The following is a 23,169-nucleotide window of genomic DNA, read 5'->3' as shown; positions in this document are numbered from 1 at the left end:
CAAAATGCTAATGAATCTCGAAACTCTCTACCTATGAACAGAACGACAGACATAATCATAATTAATTCGGTTGAAAAAATTCCAGCGCTCGATACAATTCGTTCAATTCCACGTGAACAGACCCTCAAGCTTATTTTTGAAAAAGAAGTTCAAAACCTAAGAGAAGCCACAGGACAACAACTCAGAACTAACCTCAAAGGTTTCTATGTTGGAATTCATACCTTAGAACCAGAAATACGCATTGCGAAATTAATAACCGACCTTGAAATAGAGGAAAACCAAGACTTTTTTGAGCAATGTGCAAAGGATTACAGAGCATTGGGAGAAGAATTAATTGATATGTTGGTCGACAAACTTGATTTGAAGTTGAATAAGGACTTCCCATTGGAAACTTTTAATCAGCTAATAAGGGAGCAAAAAGGAAACGGAACTATAGGGGATTGGGAATATAATATTCACGGCTTCCATTGTTCTTTTGATAATACCAAGACCCATCAATCTATTGAAGTTCCACTTGTTTTTGGACAAGAATTTGGAGACTTAGACCCTTACTTCTTTTCATTGTATATCAAATCAACAGATAAATATAAACCTCTACCTGTTGATATTTTCGAAGATTACGCAGACGGTTTAAGAATAAATGAGAAAATGCTAGCCCTTGGAAAATTTGAAAGAATCATCTCAAATCTAGGCGGCCACTTCGGAACTGTAGTTTCAGACAGAAAAAAAGTTGAAATCAAATCTAACTTAGAATTGGAAAAAATGTATCAAAAATAAATAGAAAACCGATAATTGTTCTTTTTTACAAAGTAAGGTATAATTACTGCTATAAATCATCGGTAAGCAACCCATGATTGGCGAACAAAAATTAAAAATAGGAGTTTCTAAAAACCTTGGAAAATACCCAATTAACGGACTTAGATGTCAGGCAGAAAAAGGCTCAACTGGCTGGTTGATATGGACAGGGGAATTTTCTGAAGCAGACAGTTTTTTCCAACCAATATGTGCAGAACATCTGCTACAACAAAGGCCAGAAATAATTAAGTACTTGGGACTTGATATAGGTTTTAGATTTTTATCAAACAGTATAGCTGACGAATACATTTGGTATGATGAAAAATTAAAAAACTTATAAACGCGAACTAAAACAGCTAACACCACCAAGACCTACCGATAATAGAAAATTGTATGAAGAATATTAAGCCCACAATAATATGGACAATAACCATATTTATTGCAACGACTTTATTGACAGTGAAACAAGAAGCTGCTTTTGACAGAATTGACGCCTATGGTTTTCCTTTCATATTTTACGATAATTTTGGAGGAAAGTGTGATAATTGCTATGATAATTTTGGTTTTAAACCAGTTTTTCTATTCGTTGACCTTCTAATTATCTTGTCAATTATCTGTATGTTAATTATAGTCAGGAATAAATTTATTAAAGCAAAATCAAACTAACAGATCAAAATTACCTCAAAATACCCCTCCGATTCCACAGTAAGGTTTTGGACGAAGAAGAATTTGAAAAAGTAGGGAACGAATTGCTTCTCACAGCAACAAAACTTGAACCTGACAATATCATTTATAAAATGGTTTACTTAGGTAGTGTTCTAAATGCTGACCAACAATTTTATCGACAAGCGGTAAATGAGGCAGCCTCAAAGGTTAAGGAGACATTCAGCGGAATTGGATGTTTGAACAGGTATTTTAGACAAGTTCTTTATCGGTTAGATAAAAAAGCATAATCAAGCTTTTATCCTATTCGAACTGACCTACAAAAGCCTTTACCTCTGATAACATTGGTTATAAATTGGAAATTTGTGATTAGAAACCTGTCCGTCATAATGCCTACCCGTTTAGCAGATATGTATGAAAAACTATAAACTAATATTCAAAATAATTATTTCCATTCTATTTTCTTGGGTGTGTGGTCATCTGATTTTTATAACTATTGATGGTTTAACAGACAAGAATAATCGAGCAGGCATTGCGGTCATTCTAGGTAATAAGGTAAATGAGGATGGAACACTTTCCGAAAGACTTGAAAAAAGAATGGAATGTGGTCTTTCGCTTTACCATTCTGGACGAGTCAAAAAAATATTAGTTAGTGGTGGACTCGGAAAAGAAGGGTTCTACGAAGGAGACAAAATGAAGGAGTATTTGATTAAAAACAATGTGCCTGATAGCGTAATAATCCTTGATAACTTAGGCAATAATACTCTCGCAACTGTTAATAATACCCTTAAACTACAAGACAGTTTAAACTTTCAGAGTATTATAGTTGTATCGCAATATTTTCACTTAACTAGAACCAAAATGTTGTTCAGAAAAAAACATTTTGAAAACGTAAGCAGTGTCAGTCCTAAATATTTTGAAATTAGAGACATTTACTCATTGCTTAGAGAATTTGTAGCTTACTATGTAGAATAAAAGTTTGCCAGTACAGCCTATATCCCAATCAAACTTACGCTTGCCAACATCAAATTGCAGTAAGTTGAACAAAACCATACAACTATGAAAATTATTTTGACAGATTTAGCACCCAAACTTCTAGATGCTTGGAAAGAGTTTTTTAGCCATCAAGAGGATGTAACGATTCTTGAGAGTGACATAACTAAAGTTGCCTGTGATGCCATTGTCAGTCCAGCCAATTCATTTGGCTTTATGGACGGTGGACTTGACTATGCCTTATCTGAAAGATTTGGCTGGGACTTAGAAAAAAACTTGCAAAAAATTATTAAAGACCTCCCTGAAGGTGAATTATTGGTTGGACAAGCATTAGTTTTGGAGACAGGCGACAGTATAGTCCCATTTATCATTTCTGCACCAACCATGCGTATCCCTACCAATTTCAATATTGATACTTCGATCAATGCTTATTTGGCCATGAAAGCAATTTTAATCAAGGCAAAAAGCGATAGCAGAATTTCAGCCGTTGCCATACCTGGACTCTGTACAGGTGTTGGGCGAATGCAACCGATCATTGCAGCAAGACAAATGTTTCAAGCCTATAAAGAAATTATTCTTGGACAAAAAATGGATTTTGCAACTTTTGGTGAAGCACAAAAGTATCATTGGGAAATAAATCCACATGGAATGATTTGGACACATTAAAATTCACTTTCTATTTTTGACAAAATGTCAACTCATAACTTCAAGCCTAAATAACTTGGCATGATGCGATGATTCGTACAAAGGCAGCTTTAAATATCCATATGCTAAGAATTCTATTTTTACTACTTCTCACTGGGTACGGTGTTGGTGTAATAGCCCAGAAAACTAAAATTTCAGGTGACAGTTTGACTCAAACGCTAGACAAGTATTTTATGTCAGCCAACCAAGCATACAAGTTAAATGGTTGTGTTTTGGTAGCACAAAAGGGAAATATCCTTCTAAACAAAGCATATGGATACGCTAATATCAAGTCACAACTTTACAATGATACACTTACTCGTTTTCCTATTCTTTCAATAACTAAGTCTTTTACTTCTACGACTATTTTGAAATTGCAAGAGGAAGGCAAACTTTCAGTAAATGACAAACTCTCAAAATATTTTCCAGATTACCAATACGGCAAAAAGATAACCATAGAAAATTTACTGACACACAGTTCAGGAATTTCGAATTTTACAGATATAGTCGGTGAAGAGGATTCTGCCATTATCAATCATCCCATTCCCAAAGCAAGAATATTGGAAGCCTTCATGACCAAACCTTTAGATTTTGAGCCGGGGAGCCGTTATAGCTATAACAATTCAGGGTACTTTTTGCTTGGGATAATAATTGAAAAAGTTACTGGGCAATCCTATCAACAAATCGTAAGAAAATACATTTTTACCCCTTTAGGAATGAGTCATTCTGGGTTCGACTTCAATAATCTTCCTCAAAACACTAAGGCTCAAGGATATAGCATTTTTGATACCTTCCAGCAAAAACCTTACAAATATTATGACTCCACCTATGCCTATTCTGCAGGTTCAATTTATAGCACAGGTGGTGATTTGTACAAATTTGCCAAGGCGATAGCTTCCAATATGATACTCACACCCAATTCGTGGCGCAATGCTTTCAAACCACGACTCAACCAATATGGCTATGGATGGAACATTGGTAATTTATTTGGAAGAGATTATGTAAGTCACGATGGTGGCTATCCGGGTTTTATGTCTTCCTTTGTCTATTTTCCCAAAGAGGATATCACTATCATTATTCTTAATAATTTTGGTAATTACGGACAAAATGTATGGGCAACAGGAATGGGCGTTGCTTCCATTCTGTTTAACCTACCTTTTGACTTTTGGCAACCAAGAACTGAGCAAAAGGTCGATGAAGCTACCTTGAAACAATACGTCGGACTTTACAAAATAAACAAGAAAACAGGGCTAAGGATTACTTACAACAATGGGCAACTGCATATGAAAGGTGCAGGCAACTCTCAAGCGCCAGAACTACCTTTACTTCCAGAATCAAAACATCAGTTTTTCTTAAGAGACTTCAATACAACAGCCACCTTTATAAAAGATGGAGATTCTTTTAAACTCATCATACATGAACATGGCAACGATAGTGAATGGAAAATAGAGAAATGAACAAACAACACCAATAAAACACCAACTAAACACATTGAATATATACCACTGATTATAAGCACAATCCACCATTAAACTCCTTTTGTTTAGACCCAATACCACATACCAGAAAAAGTTATGACAACAAAACTGAAGCTCATCATTTACGAAGAACAGACTTTCAAGGGTGGTGATGATTTATTCATTGATAGTACCACAGAAAACAGTTATGCAGTTGTATTTGAAGACAATGGCGAAACTGGTTATTTCTACGCTGTGGATAGTAAAAACATGAAGGTATTAGATGGTCTGCATATCTACAATGTCGCCAACGTGACTGACAAACACAAGCCTTCTACTTTAAAAATTCTTTGGACAGAGGACGAATCAAAGGCTTTTCTTTCAATAAATAATTATTACCACGCCGTGTTTGACTTCAGGAATAAAGCTGGGTATTGCAGAACTGGTTTTCCTGAATCAAATAACTCATGGACAAAAATAAAAGAACGTATTTTAACAGACACGTTAATAGACAGCTTTTCCAAAAGCAAATAACTTCCTGTAAAATAAACATTTACGAAACACAACTATTATCATCCTTAGCCACTGGCAGATAAAATGACAATCTCTGATCCTATAAAACATATCGAAATTTGGGAAGGATATCAAGTGGTAAACTTAACACAATTTGCCCTTGAGGTTAATGACTCAACCGTAAGCGACCAAATTGTTGCAGATTTTATTCTTTCAAAACAATTCTCATTTGACTGTTTACTTGACTATGTAAAGGCTGAACCAAACAAAACTTATTTGAGACAAGCGTTTTATATTGATAAAATACAAGTAACCGACTTTAAAAAGACCGACAAACAAGGAGTGTCAGAATTCCTTTCTGACTTTTTGAACGAACCAGATTGGGGCGATGATAGAAACGATTTTGTTAAATTACGCGACAGATACTTTGAAGTTTACAGCGAATGGGAAAATAAGGAGTTTTATATTTTATCCATCAACTGGTTCGACAAAGAGGATAAAAGGGTAGTCGATCCTGAGAGCTGGATTTATACCTACTACTTTTTGATTATTTCTATAGACAGGCCTTCAAACATATTAACCTTTACTGAATGGGCATATGATTAATCAAATAACCAGAATGTGTTCGTCATCGGAGGGTCATTTCAAATAACCTGCTCCTACAAACCATTGAGCAATTTGCTTGCCAATTAAGAGGCTTAACTCTTACGTATTTGTTTTATCGGTATATTACTGCCTTAATGGTTGACAAATCACCATCTTTAAAAACTCGATTAGCACTTTTTAATCTATCAGAATACATTTAATTTAATCAAGCATAGCTCCTCTTTTTACAAATGGAAAATAGTTTGCTCTACTGCAGATGGACAAAATGGGCTATAATTCGTATTTACAGCTTGGCTATAGTTACCAATTCTTGTGATATTTATTTTCATATTTAATCAGAAATTCTAGAAAACACTATTCCTTTAATTACCTCTTCAACAGCACCAAAATATACCCCAATGAAACTCATAAACTACACTTTTACAATTGCAATTATCCTATTAATTATCTCGTGTGGGCAACCTCAGGAAGAGAAATCTGTTGATACAAACCAAAGCAATCCGACAGAAACTTTGATTGATCTAAAAGAGACGGTACGAACTGGCAATGCCAGCCCAATAGAAGTACAAGAGAATTGGGACAGCTTAAACAACAGCAAGATTTTAACAAAAGCCATAAGGATGGCCGAAAAACTTAAGGGATTAAATATCTTTAAAAAGAAGTACTTTATTTCTACACCCGATAGTTCGGATAAAGTAGAAGTTAACCTAAAGGAAGGCTTTTACTTTTCAAACAAATTTCCACATTTGATTATTCGAAGGAAGACTTCCTCTACTCTGTTTATCGACATCTTTTCAAAAAACAAAGGTAAATTCCAGAAAGTACTTTCTCACGAACAATCGATTTTAGAATATACAGGAGATACCATTACTGACATTAATGGAGATGGCTTAAAAGATTTCATAGTCAACTGGTATGGTGCTACAGGATGCTGCCTGAAGGCATTTAGTAATGTGTACTTGCAAAGAGACGACAGGAAACGTTTTTCAAGAAGTCTGAAATTTATCAATCCAACTTTTTCTCCAAAAGAACAAATAATTAGAGGTGTATGCTATGGACACCCTGGCGAAACAGAAATGTACAAATTCAAATGGAATAAAGAGTCTGTGGACACAGTGGAATACATTTATTACGAAAAAAATAATAAAGGTGGGAAAACAGGTAAACTGATTGTCTCAAAGAATCTGCCAAGTCATCCCAATCATAAGATCTTGGCTCGACGCAATGATGTCCCTTCTGAGTATAGAAAAATTGTAGGCTATGACTGGTTCAGTGATAACTTAGAGGAGACTAAAAACCGATAACCGTAGTTTTTCCCAAAATTAAAATTTCCTCTATACATGTAAATAGCCTTAGAACTGATGGTTGAACATTTATGACCCTTAATGCCGATGCTGTTACAAGCTATTTTGATACAATATGAAACAAACAATATTAATCCTTCTAACTTCAACCCTCCTACTCTCGTGTGGACAAGGAAAATCCAATAGAAGCAATAATTTAGACACCACTGTAAAACAAACAGTCAATACTCCTACAGCGACAACTGAAGTAAGTACGTTAACGGTTCAAGAGAATAATTTACAGTATTCAAATGACGTCTCAACGCTGGGTATTGGCCTAATTATTCCTCCAAGTCAGTTTGATGTATTTAATGATAGCTTACTAACAGATAAACTTACCAGTAAGGATATGTACTCCGAAGATGGTAGTAATTCGACTATTTCCTCGTTATTTTATAAACCTGATTATGGGATAATGCACTTTGTTTGTGTAGCCCAAACAGCCAAAGCATATAAAGTAGTAGTAAACAATTCACAACTTAAATATTTGCCTAAAGTCAATTCTTACGAGTTCAAAACATGGGATCAATACATCCTAGAGTCTTTTGGAATTAGAAGACTCACTTCTGAGACAGATGAACCCACCCCAAAGTTGCCATTGAGACAAGATCCAAATGACAATGCAAAAACCTTGACGATTCCGAATGAACTAGAAATGTTTTGTCCTATAGAAGTTAAGGGCGACTGGGTGAAGGTAAAGTATGATTGTTTTTACAATGAAGATAATAATCCACATGAAGGAATGCCTTGTCAAACCTATATTGATAAATGTAAAAATCCGCTGACGGGTTGGCTAAAGTGGCGACAGGACAACAAATTATTGATTGATATTTTTCTAATGCCATGACATTAAAGGGGAGTATAACACCAATTCATTACATATAATCAGTCGTGTAAAATTCAATGACAATTGAATAACGTTAGAGAAAGCTATCATAACATTCAGCATGTGCCTTTTTTCCTTTAAAAGAAAACCCAATACAATGCTATAAGTGTCTCAAAAAAATGCTTTGCATTCCTCACTCAGAACAATGGTATTAGTTTCTCTGGGAAGCAAAGGTAGTAATCCCCCAAAAGTGCCGAATACTCTTGACCTAAGGCATATTAAAACATACAAAATATGAAAAAGAAAGTTTTTCTGGCTGGATGGGACGTTCGGCTTAATGGAGATATCCAATGTAATAACTATATAGCAACTCAAATAACGACTGAGGAAGTGGTAAAAAACCTTACTTGTGGTCTAGAACTCATATTTGAAAATGAAAAGTTAGTAGAAGCCTTTGATTATGAGGAAGGGACTCAATATCCTCGTTTATTGCTTGCTGATGAAAAAGGATTTAGCTATCCAGACTACCAACCTAACAATTTGTTCCAAATCGTTGAAACCCAAGAAGGACTACATCAGTTAGGAGGAGAAGTCCCATCAGAATTCAAATTGCCTGAAAGTAACTCCTCGGTCCCATTCCAATACTTTGGCTTTATAAGTAACGAAGATACTAATTTTAACTGGTTACCCTTTCAAGTCCATTTAATATGCCCTATCTACTTAAATATTGAAAAAGTATTTTTGGATTATACTTCTCCTTATCATCCAACGATTATCAATAAACTAGAAATCGAATCTGCTGAAACGGTCTATGAAGAGAACATAGGTAAGGATAGCGAAATTGTATTCGAAGAAGTAAAGTATAACTTTCATGAAAGTCTAAAATGGTCGCAATATGGACATGCTGGGGTCCCGATTTGGAAACAATTCCCTAAAATTCCAGTATGCCCAAAGAGTGGCAAATTAATGAAATTATTATGCCAACTCGACGGTACCTTAAAGGTTAAGAGATCAAAAATAGCACCTAGCGACGATTGGGATGAACAGTATTTCGAGGAGCTAGATTTCAGCGAAGTAGGCTCTTTGTATATCTTCTTTGAGCCTAGCTCCCAAATTGCTTGTTATCTAATACAAAACTCATAATCTCAACAGACAGTTTAGCTTGACACCTCCTACACCTTCCTTAGAGTGTAAAGCTTTAATTTCGCTCAATAACCTCACACATATCATTATTGTCTACAACACAATGAAGCTAATGCCAATCATAATAGTACTCTTGTCTTTGTACTCTTGTTCCCAAAAACAAACGACACAGCAAGAAATAAGCGTTGATTTAAGCGGAAAACATTTAAACGAAATTCCAGACAGTGTATTCCAACACACTGAAACCACATACTTAGACTTAGGAAGTAGCAGCGTAACATTCTATCCACCACTATCAGCATTAGTTGATACCAATTCAAACAATATCTTTTCTATACCTGAAAAAATAGGATCTCTAACAAATTTGAAAACCCTGATTCTCAATACCAACCAATTACGAATCCTTCCCAAGTCAATTGTAAAACTTAAGAATCTGGAAGTTCTTGACTTGTCTGTCAATAAGGATTTAGTCATTATTCAACACCTTGACAAGCTTAAGCAATTACCCAAGCTTAAAGTATTGAAAATTGTGGATGTTAAAATGACAAAGCAGGAAGCGAATATTCTCAAGGCAACTTTGTCTCCTGACACCAAAGTCATTGTTAGCATTCCTGAATATTTTAAGATTTCTAGGTAAAATAACTCCGTTTAGAAACGCTCTACTTGACTCTCAGTAATCGCTTTATCTAAGTATAGCACTCCAAACTTACCTTTTAGCTTAATATAAACACTGCTAACCAAAACTTGAGAAAAAAAGACAATAATTTAATAAATTACAAGTCAACCAGATATTTTTGGTAAATACATAGACTTGGCTAATGAATATGGTGTTTAATCAACATAAGCACTACAGGAAATAAACCTTAAAATATTAAACCAGATGAAAAAATATGTTATTGCTATCCTATTGATAGGTTTCGTGAATTTTGTATTCGGACAAACCGAAAGAATATCAAACAAAAACGTAGCCGATAGCTTTGAAGCAAATTACAACTCTGACAACTTTGAAGAGATATTCTTAAGTTTTTCCCCAGAAATGCAAAACGCATTACCCCTCGACAAAACGAAAGAGTTTTTGATAGGTCTGAAAACACAAGTAGGAAAAATTACAAAAAGACAATTTGTGAAATACGAACAAACTTACGCCTCGTACAAAACTAATTTTGAGCGAGCATTATTTGCTGTGAATATCTCAGTTGATAATAACGATAAAATCAATGGTCTTTTTGTAAAACCTTTCAAGGAAAGTAACCTTCCCAAAATAGTTCGTAACTCATCTAAACTCATTTTACCATTTAAAGATCAATGGACCGTAATTTGGGGTGGTGATACAAAAGATTTAAACTATCATGTAGAAAGTGAGGCTCAAAAAAATGCTTTTGACTTTGTAATAACTGATAGTATAGGAAAATCCTATAAAACCGACGGAAAGACCAATGAAGACTATTATGCCTTTGGCAAAGAATTGTTTGCTCCCTGTGATGGAGAAATAGTTTTGGTAGTTGACGGAGTGAAAGACAATGTCCCAGGCGTGCTAAACCCCGTGTACGTCCCAGGCAATACCGTTATCATCAAAACAGAGAATAACGAATTCTTGTTTTTTGCTCATTTCAAACATCATTCGATTATTGTAAAGGAAGGTCAGAAAATAAAACAAGGACAGCTACTTGGACTTTGTGGAAATTCAGGGAATTCATCTGAGGCACACTTACATTTTCACATCCAAAATGTTGAAGACATGAATACAGCAACAGGAGTAAAATGTTATTTTGACAAAATTCAGGTTGATGGACAAACTAAAATGGATTACTCCCCAATTCAGCATGAGAGAATTAGTAACTAAAATTCTCATCAATAGCCATATGAGGTAATCTTTTTAGAAAGCCTCATCGCACGCTAAAAGATTCTCTCCAAGAAGCAATAAATCAAAGAATTAACGATATTACATTTTTGTTAGGTAGTTGTCCTGCATAAACGTCAAACCAAAGCATTATGAAACCATTGAGCTATTTTAAAGGACTATTTTATGTATTCTTTTGGCATAATATTTTGTTATTGTTTTCTGCTTCTAACATTAATGCTCAGTCAATTAATGACTTAAACCATTTGGATGGACATAAGGTAAAGACTTTTTACAGTAATGGGGCGAAAGAGCAAGCCGAAATTATGGCAAAACGCTGTGATAACGTAATAGCATTTTATAAAAAATCTATCGACTTTGAACCGAATGTCACCTTATTAGTACTATCGTCTAAAGACTGGAGTAAATACACCAATTTACCTGTGTATGGCATGCCGCATTATACTGAGTCGAAAACCCTAATTGTCGCTTCCGAGGATAATGATTTTTGGAGAAGTTTTATTCCTCCCGTAGACCAATTACCCAAAGAACTTGCTCAAACTATTACCAAAACCTATGCTGATAAGGACAACGCCTTAACAATGCGTGGCTTTTTTGATTTATTGGCTGTCCATGAATTAGGACATGCCTACCACGAACAAGGAGGTCTAAATATGCAGCGCAGATGGATGGAGGAATTGTTCGCCAATATATTACTTCATACCTACATAGCCGAAAAAGAACCTGAATTATTACCAACTTTAAGCGTATTCCCTGAAATGGTAGTATCCTCAACAGATAAACATATTTTGAAATTTACGACCTTGAACGAACTCGAAAGTAATTATAATCTTATTGTTCAAGAATATCCTCAAAATTATGGCTGGTATCAGTGTCGTTGGCACAAATCGGCAGGAGAAATCTATAATGCTGAAGGATCAAAAGCGATTATAAAGTTATGGCAAGTATTAAAGAATCAGAAGGAACCAATGGATGATACAAAATTCAATAACCTATTGTCAAAGAAGGTATACCCAAGTGTTGCAAATATTGTCCTCAAATGGAATCAATGATACTCAGGCTGTTTGGTTTAGGACAGAATTTCAAGTAGTAATTTTGCAAAAAACTGTACCATGTATAATGACAACTACGAATCTTGTGACGAAACATTTGTCACATTAAGAGTCTACTCCACTCGTTTATCTCCTCAAGAGATTACACACTACCTTGGAATAGCACCTTCCAAAATTATCGAAAAAGAGGAGACAGAAGATATTTTGATGCCTAAGCCAATACCATATAGTGCTTGGTTCTTAACATCTGAAAACATCATAAATTCCAGAGATAGTAGACGACACATAGATTACTTGGCTGACAAAATATTGCCAATCGGCGATAAATTAAAAGAACTTGCCAGTCGAGGTGCTGAAATAGATATAAGTTGTTTTTGGTCTTCAAAAAATGGACAAGGTGGTCCAACTCTTTCACCAGCTCAACTTTCGAAACTCGCCAAACTTGAGATTGAGATATGGTTTGATATTTACTAATGAAAAGCTTCAATCTTCTTTACTTTCAAAAACGCTGTTAGGTATGCTCAGGCATAAACAATCCATTGCCCAACAAAAATTAAAACAGCCTCAAATATTTTCCCTATTTATAAATCAAACTATTTAAAATGACAAAAGATAACAAACTACTTAAAGTTAAGACCTATTTTTCAATCATCAGCTTGACTGTTTTTATCCTTTCGCTGACACAGACCGCCTTAACCTACAACGACTTTGATGGACAGAAAACCCATTCTTCTTTTGCATTATTGTTGATGGGTGGGCTGGCAATTCTTGGTGGTGGAACCTTAGAATGGCTTACTTGGCTTGCAAATCCAATATACTTTTCTGCGCTAATTTTATTTTACAAATCTGATAAGAAAAGTATAAAGCTGTCAATTTTAGCAACAATTATTGCTCTGTCATTTATAAGTTGGAAAGAAATTTTAGCGGCAGAAAGCGGTCGAACAGCAGCTATTGAGCGTTTAAATGCAGGTTATTGGCTTTGGACTTTTAGCCAGATAATATTATCTATCGGAACAATCTACTACTTTACACAACTTAGCGACAAAAATATCAATGAAAATAAGCATTAGGTATTATGTAGAGACTTAAGGTACATTCCCTCTAAATTTTGGTTCTTTTTAGGAATCAATATTAACTACACAATTCAGCTCAAAACTACCTTCATCTAACAACATGGGAGTCGGACATATTTTAGTAAACATTGATAAAAAACAATTGATAGACTTTTACCGAGTTGACACTGGAACTAAGCTTCGTGAGTTGAGTGGCAATACTGTAGCTTCGACAATTGTTACTTATTACTTGATATCGAATATTGGAGATCAAATTAGTTTCATCAATGATGTAGAAAGCAGTTTTATAATTTGTGGAAAAAAGTATCAAGTTGATTTTTTTACGAACTTTCAGAATGTGACTGAAATTATTATTGAAGAGTTAATAGAACAAGGAATCATTCAGGATGAAGGTAGTCTGTGGATAGATAAAGAAGAAAATTTATATTACCGTGATTTGAAAAATATCTGGAATTCTAATGTCAAAGACTAATAACCACTTTTATGAATTAGAATTCAAGAAAGATAGAAATGATATTCCTAATCCTAATGCATTATTTAATCCAATAAATAATCCCGAGATTTTATAAGGAATTAATCATAAAAGTATAAAATTTAAGCAGGGAGCAGAACATTTAGTTATTTGGGGAGTTAAGTACGACTGCCAATAAATTTCATCCAGTCAGTAGGTACCAAGTATTGTCCGTTTCAAACAACCACCTGAAGAAATTTATACAAGAGTAGGACAAAAAATATGCTCCTTTACATTTGTTAACCTATATTGTAATAAGCCAGCGCTTAAGACTTATCTTTAAGGAAATCGATATTGACCGTAATTTTATCACCAGTTTAAAACCCACCAATTATGCACTTTTTTTTCCATGTAATTTAATTATTCTTTTATTAAAACTACTCATGAGAGTAGGAATGTATTTCACTAAGGAAAAAACAAACTACTTGATAGTTCCCAGCCATATTATATCAGACTCCAAACTAGAAAACATTTGTAGTATTTTCCATATTATACCTTCAATAGCTTGTTCTATCATCTTGGGAGTAAAAGTATTGCCCACGATTTGGCCCTATTATGCAGAGCAGCTTGAGAAGAATGGTGAAATAATCACAGCTGTGGTCGGCATTACATTTATCCCAATAGCCATAGTGAATGGTATCTTACTTGACAAAGTACTAAGTCGAGTAAACCCCAAGTATTCGGCTTTTAGAGAATCACTCAATGAAGAGGATAATATTTTCCCATAACAGGATAGTAAGCAGATATACACCGAGAGTTTAAGCTCTACAAGTGTACTGTTCAATAACTTTGACATGATTCTTAAAGGGCATCTTGATTTTACTTTAATCAAAAAACAATTCAGGTTTCTTACCTTTCAAATAAATCATAAAACCGACTGTTTTCAAAACCTCCCATAAATAGCAAGCTTACACTTTCTGCTTTTTAAATTCTTTTCTGTTGTTCTAAAAGTATCATATCAATTTTTTTCTCAAGAAAATAATTTTTCAAAAAACAGACAGACTTGTTTGTATACAATATTTTTATTCATACCTTTGATAAAAAAAAGGAAATCATGAGTTCACCAAGAGAAAGAATACTAGAACGAGCCTCCATTTTATTTCATCATCAAGGTTATAACAGCACAGGTATTAACCAGATTATTAGTGAGGCTAATGTGGCAAAAGCGAGTTTTTACCAACATTTCAAAACAAAGGACGACCTATGTGTCACTTTTCTGAATAGAAGACACGAATCTTGGTTTAATGCACTTTCAGAGTTCACTTCAACATCTGAAAATACCCAAGAAAAAATTGTTGCCGCATTTGACTTTATCATGCACATGAATGAAAAGGAAAACTTTCGAGGTTGTAGTTTTCTCAATATCATGTCTGAAATTTCAAAAGAGCAAGAAAACATTCTTAAGGTAATCCAATCACATAAAAATGATTTGAGAGTGTTTTTTAGTCAGCTCATCGAAGACGAATTGCTGGCAACCCATATTTATCTGCTTTTCGAAAGCTCAATCATAGAAAGTCAATTGTTCGAATCAAACGAAATTATCCATAAATCAAAGGCAATAGTCAAAAGTATCATCTAAATAACTAATCAAATGGAACAGAAACATCCCCTTCCTCCCTTCACGTTGGAGACCGCAAAACAGAAAATTCAAATGGCTGAAGACGCTTGGAACTCACAGAACCCAGAAAAAGTATCTTTGGCGTATACCGTCGACAGTGAATGGCGTAATCGTAGCACGTTTGTCAACGGAAGAGAGGAAATCGTGAAATTCTTAGCTAATAAATGGCAACGAGAATTGAATTACAAACTCAAAAAAGAGTATTGGGCGCATGCAGAAAATAGAATCGCAGTTAGATTTGAATATGAGTATCAAACCAAAGAAGGCAACTGGTTCAGAGCTTATGGAAACGAAAACTGGGAGTTTGATGAAAATGGCTTGATGCAAAAAAGATACGCAAGCATCAACGATCTTGAAATAAACGAGTCTGAAAGACATTTGTAAAATAGCATTCGAGTATTATGGATATTGTTATATTAATTGTAAAAACCTCCTTTAATTCCATTTAAAGGAGGTTTATTTTTTAAAGATAACTAGTTAATGAGTTTTATACATTTGAATACCATTAATACACATTTCTTCGGAACACAGTGTAACAATCTATTTTCATTTCCATATATTTGAATTGTGCAACAAGCATACAAGTATTGCGTCAGGTAGGCTGTTGAGCATATAATAAACTTTTGTACTAAAAAAACACCTTTACCAAGCTCAGAAACATTGGGAATAGTCCCCAAAACAAACTAACACCATGAAAAACTACCTCAACAAATTATTCTACTTCATAGTCTTCATATTAGGTCTAATAGGCGTCTATTTAATTATTTCATACAAACCATTTGCAGATGAAACCAACTTTATTGTTGCCATTATTATCCCTTTTTTGGTAATCATTTTCTACAAGTATTTTAATTCTATACGCATAGCTTTTAAAGTTTTAAAAGCATTGATTGTGGGGCTAGCACTATTTTACTCCTTTATGATGATCTTTCATAGATTTATTTACTTCACAGAAGTGCAAAATAATAGAAAGATTCATGCACAGTCTGCTGTAAATTTTGAAGAAGATAACTTTCAGGCAAGCCTCAAAAAAGCAAAAAAAGAGCATATATTGATATTTTTAGATATTTATACAGGATGGTGTGGACCATGTCTACATTTTAGTAAAACTGTTTTGAAAGATGGAGAAGTTTCACGAGTTTTAAACAGTAAGTTTATCAACTTGAAATATGATGCTGAGGTTGGCGAGGGCATAGAGGTAAACAAAAAATACAATAAAAGGGCTTATCCAAGTTATATTTATCCAACTCTTTTGATTTTAGATAGTGATGGAAATATCAAAGAAGATATTGGTGAAAAGTATGATACCCCCGACATCAAAACAATGCAGGATTTGTTAAAAAAGTACAATTAGTAATAGCTCGACAATACACATGGCGGACTCATATACAGACTTGAAGTATGCTAATTTCAACGAACTTCAATAAAAAACCTCGCTAGTGCTGGCTTCCTAGCCAGTACTTACCAAATCTAAGGATTCTAATCCTGTATTATTAGAAAAATTAAACTCCGTGAAAAGGAGTCGCTGCTGCGAGAAGTTTGCAATAGCTTGGATATTCGCTGGATAGAATCCAGAGAAAAAATGGGTACTGGCGAGGAAGCCAGCATCGGCGTTACGCTCCTGTCTTCTTTTTGCCAAAGTATTCATAACTTTCGTTATGCTTATTACACTTTTAATACTTCTATGACATGAAAAATAATTTCAACATTTGCTTAATTTTTATAGGCTTATTTGCCTTTGCTTGTTCTTCTGAAAAAAACGATAAGAATAACACTGCTTCTGACTCTTTATCAGGATTAGGTATGGTAGATTCCGTAAGTAAAAATCAAGAAGTATTAGAGCCTATGCGTTTTTTTGTATATGCTGATACGATTGATTGGCGTAAGTTTGAAACACAGGTTACAGACACATATCGAAAACAAATCACTGAAAAACTAAAAGTTCACTTTGATTCTTTGGCTTACTATTATGATAATGAATCTTACAAGGAAAAAAAATTCAAAGACTGTTTTCACTTTATGGACTTGAATGCAGATGGGAAATTAGATGTCATTTATGGAGGTTCTAGCGGAAGCGAACCAGATTTAGTTAAAATTTTTCTACACAAAGAAAATCAGTTTGTTCAAGTCTTTGAAGGCTATCAAGAGCTATCAACCTTGATTTTTGATGCAAACAAAAAACTCACTTCTTTTATTCTTCTTGATTTTGGCTGTTGTGGCGAATACATAGAATATGAAACAAAGTATAATGTTGGTGATGATTTTAACATAATATTCAACTACCAAAGAGCAAGAATGGTACGTACTCAAGCACCTAAAACTATATGGAGTACGCCTATTAAATTCATGACACTCAACGATGGTTACGCACTTCGTTCAGAGCCAATGAAAGAAGACACTGCAACTTACATTTACGATGCGATTGGCGAAGGAAATACGGTTACGAAATATCCCAAAAATGCCAAAGGTTTAGCTTGGGCTGAGTACAAAGATAAAAGTAACAGAGTTTGGTGGTTCGTGGAAATGTATCCAGCAGATAACTTAAAAAAGAATCTCATTCATAGACGAGATTCTTTAGTAGCTCCAAGAGCCTTGGGTTGGATGAGTAGTAGGTTTTTGCAAAAACAACCTTGATTTTTACTCCATATTGGTCGTTACATCGACTACGAACTAAAATGGTAAAGAGCGTCACGCCCCCGCTAGTGCTGGCTTCCTAGCCAGTACTTACCAAATCTAAGGATTCTAATCCTTTACTATTAGAATAAAAGCCAACTCCGTAAAAGGAATAGCTTTGGAGAGAAGCTAGCACCAGCGCAAGATCATTTTAACAACTCTATAACATATCAATAACACTTGAGTGACAGCAAGTAGCTAGTAGATTATGGTAATTTTGTCATGTGAACAGTATGAAAATTATCGTATCCTAAACACCTCTTTTATGCCTCGATATTTTGCACATTCTGTTCTATTCAATTTAACAGATAAAAAAATATGAAACAAATCATTTATACACTGACTTTAGCACTGGTTGGAGCAAGTGGGCTGGTATTTGCAAATCATGAACCTGCCAATGAAACTTCCAAAAAGTCCATCTCAAAGCCTCTCACTATTGCAGAAAAGAATGCCGCATTAAAAAAATGGGAAGCAAGCCCTGATGGTGTGATGTTCAAAAAGTGGGAAGCGTCTCCCGCAGGCCAAAAAGTATATGCTGCCGAAGCTAAAATAAGGAAGAACATAGGTGCTTTCTCTAATATGGAGGCCATTGTAACATCTCTTTCTCTCCCAGCAGGCTCAAGATTGGGTTTCGGGATAATGGTCAAAATTAATGGAGAAGATTATATCCTTAGTTTTGGACCAGAAAAGTCTGGCAATAATATTTTGAATACTAACACCGAATTTGAGCAATTGCATAACCTGAAAGTCAAGGACAAAATAATTATAAGAAGCCACAGTGTATCGCATGCACCCAAGTATTCGTATCCAATAGTAGCGGGCGACTATGTAGAACAAGATCATAAAATAATTTATAAACGTGCTCTTCGCCAAGGCGGTTGCTAGGGAGATAAATTAGCTTCTATTTGTTAAGACAAAACGTGAAATACCAAACATGAGTCATCTCTAATTTAGTGATTTAGAGATTGAACGAATGAGTGATTGTGTTAAAATTTGTATGCTAGCAGTAGAGACGCAATGATTGCGTCTTAAGCCGAGTCAAATCTAGCATAGTAGCATCAAAAAAGCGGTCGAAAAATATATTTTTTGACCGCTTTTTTGATGAAAACTTGGAGAACAATCCCAATCTTAAAATTCTGGATGACTCATGTTTAGCTTCAATCTCTCCCCCAAAACCCTTGACTATCCCCACCTCACTACATCAAATTCTCTTTCTTCTGTTTAGCATATTCTGAGGGAGAGACATTATAGGTTTGCTGAAACATTTTTCGGAAATACTTCATGTCTTCAATGCCCACTAGCATAGCAACTTCGGTCACACGAAGGTTGCCGTTGCTCAGCAATTGCGCTGCTCGTTTAAGGCGAATATCTCGAATAAACTCTACCAAAGATTGTCCTGTAATAGATTTGATTTGACGATATATCGCAGACTGGCTCATGCCCATATCCTTCACAAGAGTCTGTACCGTAAATTCTTGATTGGTTAGATTTGCCTCCACTATCGCCATAGCTTTTTCCAATAATGCTTTTGTTTCGTCTGGAATATCTGGCAAACTCGGTTCTAGCAAAATCTGCTTTTGGTAATAGCTACGCAATTGCGAGCGATTTTGAAGAATAGAAGCAATTTTGGCATTCAGAACCAAGGGATTAAATGGCTTTGCCATATATTCATCTGCTCCCATTTCTAAACCTTCCACTTCATGTGTGACTGCTGCACGAGCCGTCAGCAAAAACACAGGAATATGCGAAGTTTTAGGATTTTGTTTGACTTTTTGACAAAGCTCCAACCCATCGCTATTAGGCATCATGATGTCACTGATAATCAAATCGGGTTGCCATTCCAAGGCTTTCTCCCAACCATCTAGTCCGTCAACAGCGGTGGCAACTTCATAACTTACTTCACAAATTTGCTTCAAATACGCTCTTAAATCCTCTTGGTCTTCAACAATCAAGACTTTCGCCGAAAACTTCTCCAAAGGTGCTACAACAGGAATAACCTCCTCTACTGTTGACTTTGTCTCTTCGTAATGCTGTTCAGCTTGGGTGTTTTCGACAAGAGGTTTTTTACTAAAAGGTAATTTTAAGATAAATGTTGTACCCTTAGCAATGGCACTCTCGACTTCTATGCTACCTTTATGAGCTTCTACCAACTGTTTAACCAGTGACAATCCAATCCCTGTTCCTCTAATTTTGAGGGTTTCGGTGTGGGAAGCTTGATAATAAGGGTCAAAGATTTTATCCAATTCATCGACCGACATACCAACCCCAAAGTCTTGGATAGAAATTTGGAGAAAGTTCTTACTTGGTCTACCTCCCTCAAAAACTGCCTCCTCAGAAGAACTACCGACAATTTCTGTTTTCAAAGATATTTTACCTCCCGATGGCGTATATTTAAACGCATTGGATAGCAAGTTGGTCAGAATAATTTCTAATTTACTACTATCAAAAAACAGCTCTACTGTCGTTTGTGGCAAACTCATGGTATAATCAATCGAGGACTCTTGAGCCTTGAGTTTGAAAATCAAAAACACCTCCTCTATCATCGGAATGATATTGCCGAAGGTTGCCAGTATTTTCATATTGCCCGTTTCGGCTTTTCGAAAATCGAGCAATTGATTAACCAAATCCAGTAATTTTCTGGTTTGTTGTAAAATCAGCATTATTTTGTCCTTTTTCTCATGTTCTGTAGAAGCCAACTCTTCAATTGGCCCCAAAATCAAGGTTAGTGGCGTTCGTAATTCATGTGAAACATTGGTAAAAAAACGAAGTTTGAGATCGGTCAAAGTCTTTTCTTGATCTGCTTTGTATTTTTCCATCAAGACATCATTTTTCAAAGCCTGTTTTGCTAATGTTGCCTTTTGGTATTCTTTGAAAGCAAAAAATAAAATCAAAGCATAAATGAGGAACGCCCACCAAGTTTTGTACCAAGGCGGCAGCACCCGAATTTTGATTTCGGCCGGCTTGGCCGACCATGCCCCTTCCCCATCACTGGTCTTGACCAAGAATGTATATTCACCAGCATCAAGGTTCGAAAAGTTGGCAATACGCTGATTATAATCTGTATAAATCCAGTCGTCGTTTGAGCCTACCAACTTGTAAGCATATTGGTTTTTCTTGGGGTTTTTGTAATTAATACCGACAAATTCTATGGAAAAATAATTTTCATTAGGTTCAATAGTCAGCTCTTTTGTTTCATCCAATGGCTGCGACAAAATCACTCGTCCCTCAAATGGCTCACCTATGTGTACCTCTTTGTTATAGATTCTTAGCGTAGTCAGATGTATTTCAGGCTTTTGATTACTTGGCTGAATCTGCTCTGGCTTGAAATAAGTAATACCTTTGATGCCTCCAAAATAAAAATAGCCTCCTTTATCTTGGCAAACAGCGCCAATTTTGAAAGAGTTACTTTGTAGCCCATCGCCGACATCATAATGAATCTGTTGGTGATTTTGCGTATTAAGCCTCATCAAGCCATCGCCACCTAGCCACAGGTATCCCTGACGATCAAATATCAGCGATTCGATATTTGAATAACCAATATCCCATCGCTCGACTGTACCTTGAGGAGAGATTTTATTCAGTCCTGCCCCAATCGTACCAACCCACAAATTGCCTTTTGAATCCTTGACCAATGGCCAAGCATAGTTTCCACTCAAGCTATTGGGATTGTTCTTTTCATATTGATAATTGTTGACCAAGGTCATCGCTGTTGCCGAGATTTTGAGTTTTAGAACTCCTTTATCGCGTGAGCTCACCCAAAGATGGTCTGTGTTGGGCTCATACAACAAATAGGTACATTGTCTGGCAGGAAAATTATTAACATCAAGCGAATATTGCTGTAATAGCTTCCCTGTTTTATCAAAACGCAAAAGACCTCGTTCAAAAGTCGCTACCCAAATTGTACCAAACCGATCTTCCAAAATTCTTTCTACGCTTGTTCCGTAAAAAGAAAGGTTGGCATTCACATCCGTAAGTACTTTTCGATTGTTTCCATTAAAAATTATCAACCCACGATAGCGAGTTCCTACCCACAGGGTACCATCTTTTTGTTGATAAAAAGCAGAAACATCCACTCCTGACCCATCGCCATTGATAGGAGTATGAGCAAAATTTTGAAAGGTATGATTTTGAAGATGATATTTAGAAAATCCATTTCTTGTACCTATCCAAAGATGTTGTTGATCTTGATCGGTAAGTACGGCATTAATGTAGTTACTAGGCAATGAGGAAGCGGTTCCAAATTGGCGTTGAATCACAAAAAAGGGTTTTCTTTTAAGGTCTACTTTATTGAGCCCTCCCGAAGATGCTGCTAGCCAAAGATTATGGTATTTATCTTCTAAAATCTGATGTACTCTCCCTGAATTAATGCTGTACGAGTCTCCATCTGTTGGGAAAAAACTTTGCATGCTATTTCTCCAAACAGTCAATAGAGCAGGCTCTGTACTTGTTGGAATCCCTGCCCAATAGTATAAACCATGATTTGTTCCTACCCATAGATGCTGGAAAGAATCCACAAAGACACTACCTATTTCTGAAAACTGCTGTATTAATGTTGTATGATAAACCCGGTTTCTTTTTTCTTGTTTATTCGCAAAAAATAATTCAAACTGTGTTCCTATCCACAGATTATCGAGGTTATCGACCCACAAAGCAGAAATTTTATGATTCGTAAAAAGTGTCGGAGTTGGCATAGACTGTTTAGGAGCTAAATGCCACAGCCCATGACTAATTGTACCAATCCAAATAGAACCATCACGCTCACGTGCCATCGAGGATACCCCATACTGTGTGGTACCATGTATTGCTATTTGACGGATAGAAACCAATAATTCATTTTTAAATTCCAACATGAACAAGCCCATGGTACGAGTGCCCACCCAAACCCTTCCAAAAGAGTCGCTGGAAATGGATAGAACATTACTAACACGAAGTTTTTCAAGCGTATTTTGGTCTACCCCACTACCTTCTCGTTCGGCAACATTGATAAATTTATCGTGATGCTTATCCCAAAAACTTAATCCTGCGCTTCCTGATGCCACCCATAATCGCTTGTGGGCATCGAGGTGCATAGCCACTACTCTATTGCTGGGCAAACCGTTGTGTGGATTGACTGGCAGGTCATAGTTTTTGAGCGAATAGCCGTCATATTTTGATACCCCATTGTTGGTACCCACCCATATATACCCCGTACTATCTGACACAATACAGTTAGCATCGCTATGTGGTAGCCCATCGTTAACAGTAATATGTTCGAAGCGATATTTATGGATATTCTCCTGCGACTTGCTTGAGAATACTTCACAAAACAATAGTAGTGTAATTAGTAATCGTATAATTTTCTTCATGGTTTAAAGCAAT

General features: G+C 35.6%; 25 protein-coding genes. 23 read left to right on the top strand and 2 right to left on the bottom strand.

Features of this window, described 5'->3' with window-relative positions:
* The first annotated feature begins 33 nt into the window (after positions 1-33).
* From QM524_RS23905 to QM524_RS23805, 21 genes are all read left to right on the top strand, one after another.
* Entirely contained in the window at positions 34-777 is a 744-nt protein-coding gene (locus QM524_RS23905) for a DUF6896 domain-containing protein (protein ID WP_283346557.1), read from the top strand.
* Positions 778-850: 73 nt separating this feature from the next.
* Positions 851-1,135, top strand: coding sequence for an immunity protein Imm33 domain-containing protein (locus tag QM524_RS23900; protein WP_283346556.1), 285 nt, complete (start codon positions 851-853; stop codon positions 1,133-1,135).
* Positions 1,136-1,508: 373 nt separating this feature from the next.
* Positions 1,509-1,748 carry a hypothetical protein gene (locus tag QM524_RS23895; protein ID WP_283346555.1) on the top strand — a complete coding sequence of 80 codons (240 nt, stop codon included), beginning with the start codon at positions 1,509-1,511 and terminating at the stop codon, positions 1,746-1,748.
* Between the two features lie 124 nt (positions 1,749-1,872).
* Positions 1,873-2,433: a YdcF family protein gene (locus QM524_RS23890; protein WP_283346554.1), complete on the top strand. Its 561-nt coding sequence runs from the start codon at positions 1,873-1,875 to the stop codon at positions 2,431-2,433.
* Between the two features lie 84 nt (positions 2,434-2,517).
* On the top strand, positions 2,518-3,117 hold the full coding sequence (locus QM524_RS23885) for a macro domain-containing protein (RefSeq protein WP_283346553.1): 600 nt from the start codon (positions 2,518-2,520) through the stop codon (positions 3,115-3,117).
* A 101-nt stretch (positions 3,118-3,218) separates the two neighbouring features.
* A complete protein-coding gene (locus tag QM524_RS23880; protein WP_283346552.1) occupies positions 3,219-4,592 on the top strand; it encodes a serine hydrolase in 1,374 nt (457 codons plus the stop codon).
* Between the two features lie 117 nt (positions 4,593-4,709).
* Complete coding sequence (locus tag QM524_RS23875) at positions 4,710-5,126, top strand: DUF2251 domain-containing protein (protein ID WP_283346551.1); 417 nt, start codon at positions 4,710-4,712, stop codon at positions 5,124-5,126.
* 63 nt (positions 5,127-5,189) lie between these two features.
* Complete coding sequence (locus QM524_RS23870; protein ID WP_283346550.1) at positions 5,190-5,711, top strand: hypothetical protein; 522 nt, start codon at positions 5,190-5,192, stop codon at positions 5,709-5,711.
* A gap of 398 nt (positions 5,712-6,109) precedes the next feature.
* A complete protein-coding gene (locus QM524_RS23865; protein WP_283346549.1) occupies positions 6,110-7,015 on the top strand; it encodes a hypothetical protein in 906 nt (301 codons plus the stop codon).
* 115 nt (positions 7,016-7,130) lie between these two features.
* Entirely contained in the window at positions 7,131-7,901 is a 771-nt protein-coding gene (locus QM524_RS23860; RefSeq protein ID WP_283346548.1) for a hypothetical protein, read from the top strand.
* Between the two features lie 273 nt (positions 7,902-8,174).
* Positions 8,175-9,023: a hypothetical protein gene (locus QM524_RS23855; protein ID WP_283346547.1), complete on the top strand. Its 849-nt coding sequence runs from the start codon at positions 8,175-8,177 to the stop codon at positions 9,021-9,023.
* A 112-nt stretch (positions 9,024-9,135) separates the two neighbouring features.
* Complete coding sequence (locus tag QM524_RS23850) at positions 9,136-9,660, top strand: leucine-rich repeat domain-containing protein (protein ID WP_283346546.1); 525 nt, start codon at positions 9,136-9,138, stop codon at positions 9,658-9,660.
* Positions 9,661-9,903: 243 nt separating this feature from the next.
* On the top strand, positions 9,904-10,866 hold the full coding sequence (locus tag QM524_RS23845) for a M23 family metallopeptidase (RefSeq protein WP_283346545.1): 963 nt from the start codon (positions 9,904-9,906) through the stop codon (positions 10,864-10,866).
* Between the two features lie 149 nt (positions 10,867-11,015).
* The gene (locus QM524_RS23840; protein WP_283346544.1) at positions 11,016-11,936 is read left to right on the top strand and encodes a hypothetical protein; all 921 of its coding nucleotides are present in this window, start codon (positions 11,016-11,018) and stop codon (positions 11,934-11,936) included.
* Between the two features lie 60 nt (positions 11,937-11,996).
* A complete protein-coding gene (locus QM524_RS23835) occupies positions 11,997-12,410 on the top strand; it encodes a DUF4279 domain-containing protein (protein WP_283346543.1) in 414 nt (137 codons plus the stop codon).
* A gap of 128 nt (positions 12,411-12,538) precedes the next feature.
* On the top strand, positions 12,539-13,006 hold the full coding sequence (locus QM524_RS23830) for a hypothetical protein (RefSeq protein ID WP_283346542.1): 468 nt from the start codon (positions 12,539-12,541) through the stop codon (positions 13,004-13,006).
* Between the two features lie 103 nt (positions 13,007-13,109).
* Entirely contained in the window at positions 13,110-13,481 is a 372-nt protein-coding gene (locus QM524_RS23825) for a hypothetical protein (protein WP_283346541.1), read from the top strand.
* A 422-nt stretch (positions 13,482-13,903) separates the two neighbouring features.
* Complete coding sequence (locus QM524_RS23820) at positions 13,904-14,248, top strand: hypothetical protein (protein WP_283346540.1); 345 nt, start codon at positions 13,904-13,906, stop codon at positions 14,246-14,248.
* 326 nt (positions 14,249-14,574) lie between these two features.
* Positions 14,575-15,099 carry a TetR/AcrR family transcriptional regulator gene (locus QM524_RS23815; RefSeq protein WP_283346539.1) on the top strand — a complete coding sequence of 175 codons (525 nt, stop codon included), beginning with the start codon at positions 14,575-14,577 and terminating at the stop codon, positions 15,097-15,099.
* 12 nt (positions 15,100-15,111) lie between these two features.
* Positions 15,112-15,522, top strand: coding sequence for a nuclear transport factor 2 family protein (locus tag QM524_RS23810; RefSeq protein ID WP_166579600.1), 411 nt, complete (start codon positions 15,112-15,114; stop codon positions 15,520-15,522).
* Between the two features lie 307 nt (positions 15,523-15,829).
* A complete protein-coding gene (locus QM524_RS23805) occupies positions 15,830-16,492 on the top strand; it encodes a thioredoxin family protein (RefSeq protein ID WP_283346538.1) in 663 nt (220 codons plus the stop codon).
* 96 nt (positions 16,493-16,588) lie between these two features.
* Here the strand turns inward: QM524_RS23805 and QM524_RS23800 are convergent, their stop codons facing one another.
* Complete coding sequence (locus QM524_RS23800; RefSeq protein WP_283346537.1) at positions 16,589-16,777, bottom strand: hypothetical protein; 189 nt, start codon at positions 16,775-16,777, stop codon at positions 16,589-16,591.
* A gap of 50 nt (positions 16,778-16,827) precedes the next feature.
* On the opposite strand from QM524_RS23800, the gene QM524_RS23795 reads away from it, so the two are divergent.
* A complete protein-coding gene (locus tag QM524_RS23795; RefSeq protein WP_283346536.1) occupies positions 16,828-17,772 on the top strand; it encodes a hypothetical protein in 945 nt (314 codons plus the stop codon).
* 357 nt (positions 17,773-18,129) lie between these two features.
* Positions 18,130-18,696, top strand: a complete 567-nt coding sequence (locus QM524_RS23790) for a hypothetical protein (protein ID WP_283346535.1) — start codon at positions 18,130-18,132, stop codon at positions 18,694-18,696.
* 311 nt (positions 18,697-19,007) lie between these two features.
* On the opposite strand, the gene QM524_RS23785 is transcribed toward QM524_RS23790, so the two are convergent.
* The gene (locus QM524_RS23785; protein WP_283346534.1) at positions 19,008-23,156 is read right to left on the bottom strand and encodes a hybrid sensor histidine kinase/response regulator transcription factor; all 4,149 of its coding nucleotides are present in this window, start codon (positions 23,154-23,156) and stop codon (positions 19,008-19,010) included.
* Positions 23,157-23,169: the final 13 nt, after the last annotated feature.

It is taken from the genome of Flectobacillus roseus (assembly GCF_030056595.1).
GTDB lineage: Bacteria > Bacteroidota > Bacteroidia > Cytophagales > Spirosomataceae > Flectobacillus > Flectobacillus roseus.
Note: the sequence above shows the minus strand (reverse complement) of the source record. Positions and strands in the feature narration are given on the sequence as shown.

Excerpts from the sequence above, each read along its gene's own strand:
- QM524_RS23905 (WP_283346557.1), top strand. The coding sequence starts at position 34 with ATGAACAGAACGACAGACATAATCATAATTAATTCGGTTGAAAAAATT.
- QM524_RS23900 (WP_283346556.1), top strand. The coding sequence starts at position 851 with ATGATTGGCGAACAAAAATTAAAAATAGGAGTTTCTAAAAACCTTGGA.
- QM524_RS23890 (WP_283346554.1), top strand. The coding sequence starts at position 1,873 with ATGAAAAACTATAAACTAATATTCAAAATAATTATTTCCATTCTATTT.
- QM524_RS23885 (WP_283346553.1), top strand. The coding sequence starts at position 2,518 with ATGAAAATTATTTTGACAGATTTAGCACCCAAACTTCTAGATGCTTGG.
- QM524_RS23880 (WP_283346552.1), top strand. The coding sequence starts at position 3,219 with ATGCTAAGAATTCTATTTTTACTACTTCTCACTGGGTACGGTGTTGGT.
- QM524_RS23875 (WP_283346551.1), top strand. The coding sequence starts at position 4,710 with ATGACAACAAAACTGAAGCTCATCATTTACGAAGAACAGACTTTCAAG.
- QM524_RS23870 (WP_283346550.1), top strand. The coding sequence starts at position 5,190 with ATGACAATCTCTGATCCTATAAAACATATCGAAATTTGGGAAGGATAT.
- QM524_RS23865 (WP_283346549.1), top strand. The coding sequence starts at position 6,110 with ATGAAACTCATAAACTACACTTTTACAATTGCAATTATCCTATTAATT.
- QM524_RS23860 (WP_283346548.1), top strand. The coding sequence starts at position 7,131 with ATGAAACAAACAATATTAATCCTTCTAACTTCAACCCTCCTACTCTCG.
- QM524_RS23855 (WP_283346547.1), top strand. The coding sequence starts at position 8,175 with ATGAAAAAGAAAGTTTTTCTGGCTGGATGGGACGTTCGGCTTAATGGA.
- QM524_RS23850 (WP_283346546.1), top strand. The coding sequence starts at position 9,136 with ATGCCAATCATAATAGTACTCTTGTCTTTGTACTCTTGTTCCCAAAAA.
- QM524_RS23845 (WP_283346545.1), top strand. The coding sequence starts at position 9,904 with ATGAAAAAATATGTTATTGCTATCCTATTGATAGGTTTCGTGAATTTT.
- QM524_RS23840 (WP_283346544.1), top strand. The coding sequence starts at position 11,016 with ATGAAACCATTGAGCTATTTTAAAGGACTATTTTATGTATTCTTTTGG.
- QM524_RS23835 (WP_283346543.1), top strand. The coding sequence starts at position 11,997 with ATGTATAATGACAACTACGAATCTTGTGACGAAACATTTGTCACATTA.
- QM524_RS23830 (WP_283346542.1), top strand. The coding sequence starts at position 12,539 with ATGACAAAAGATAACAAACTACTTAAAGTTAAGACCTATTTTTCAATC.
- QM524_RS23825 (WP_283346541.1), top strand. The coding sequence starts at position 13,110 with ATGGGAGTCGGACATATTTTAGTAAACATTGATAAAAAACAATTGATA.
- QM524_RS23820 (WP_283346540.1), top strand. The coding sequence starts at position 13,904 with ATGAGAGTAGGAATGTATTTCACTAAGGAAAAAACAAACTACTTGATA.
- QM524_RS23815 (WP_283346539.1), top strand. The coding sequence starts at position 14,575 with ATGAGTTCACCAAGAGAAAGAATACTAGAACGAGCCTCCATTTTATTT.
- QM524_RS23810 (WP_166579600.1), top strand. The coding sequence starts at position 15,112 with ATGGAACAGAAACATCCCCTTCCTCCCTTCACGTTGGAGACCGCAAAA.
- QM524_RS23805 (WP_283346538.1), top strand. The coding sequence starts at position 15,830 with ATGAAAAACTACCTCAACAAATTATTCTACTTCATAGTCTTCATATTA.
- QM524_RS23795 (WP_283346536.1), top strand. The coding sequence starts at position 16,828 with ATGAAAAATAATTTCAACATTTGCTTAATTTTTATAGGCTTATTTGCC.
- QM524_RS23790 (WP_283346535.1), top strand. The coding sequence starts at position 18,130 with ATGAAACAAATCATTTATACACTGACTTTAGCACTGGTTGGAGCAAGT.
- QM524_RS23785 (WP_283346534.1), bottom strand. The coding sequence starts at position 23,156 with ATGAAGAAAATTATACGATTACTAATTACACTACTATTGTTTTGTGAA.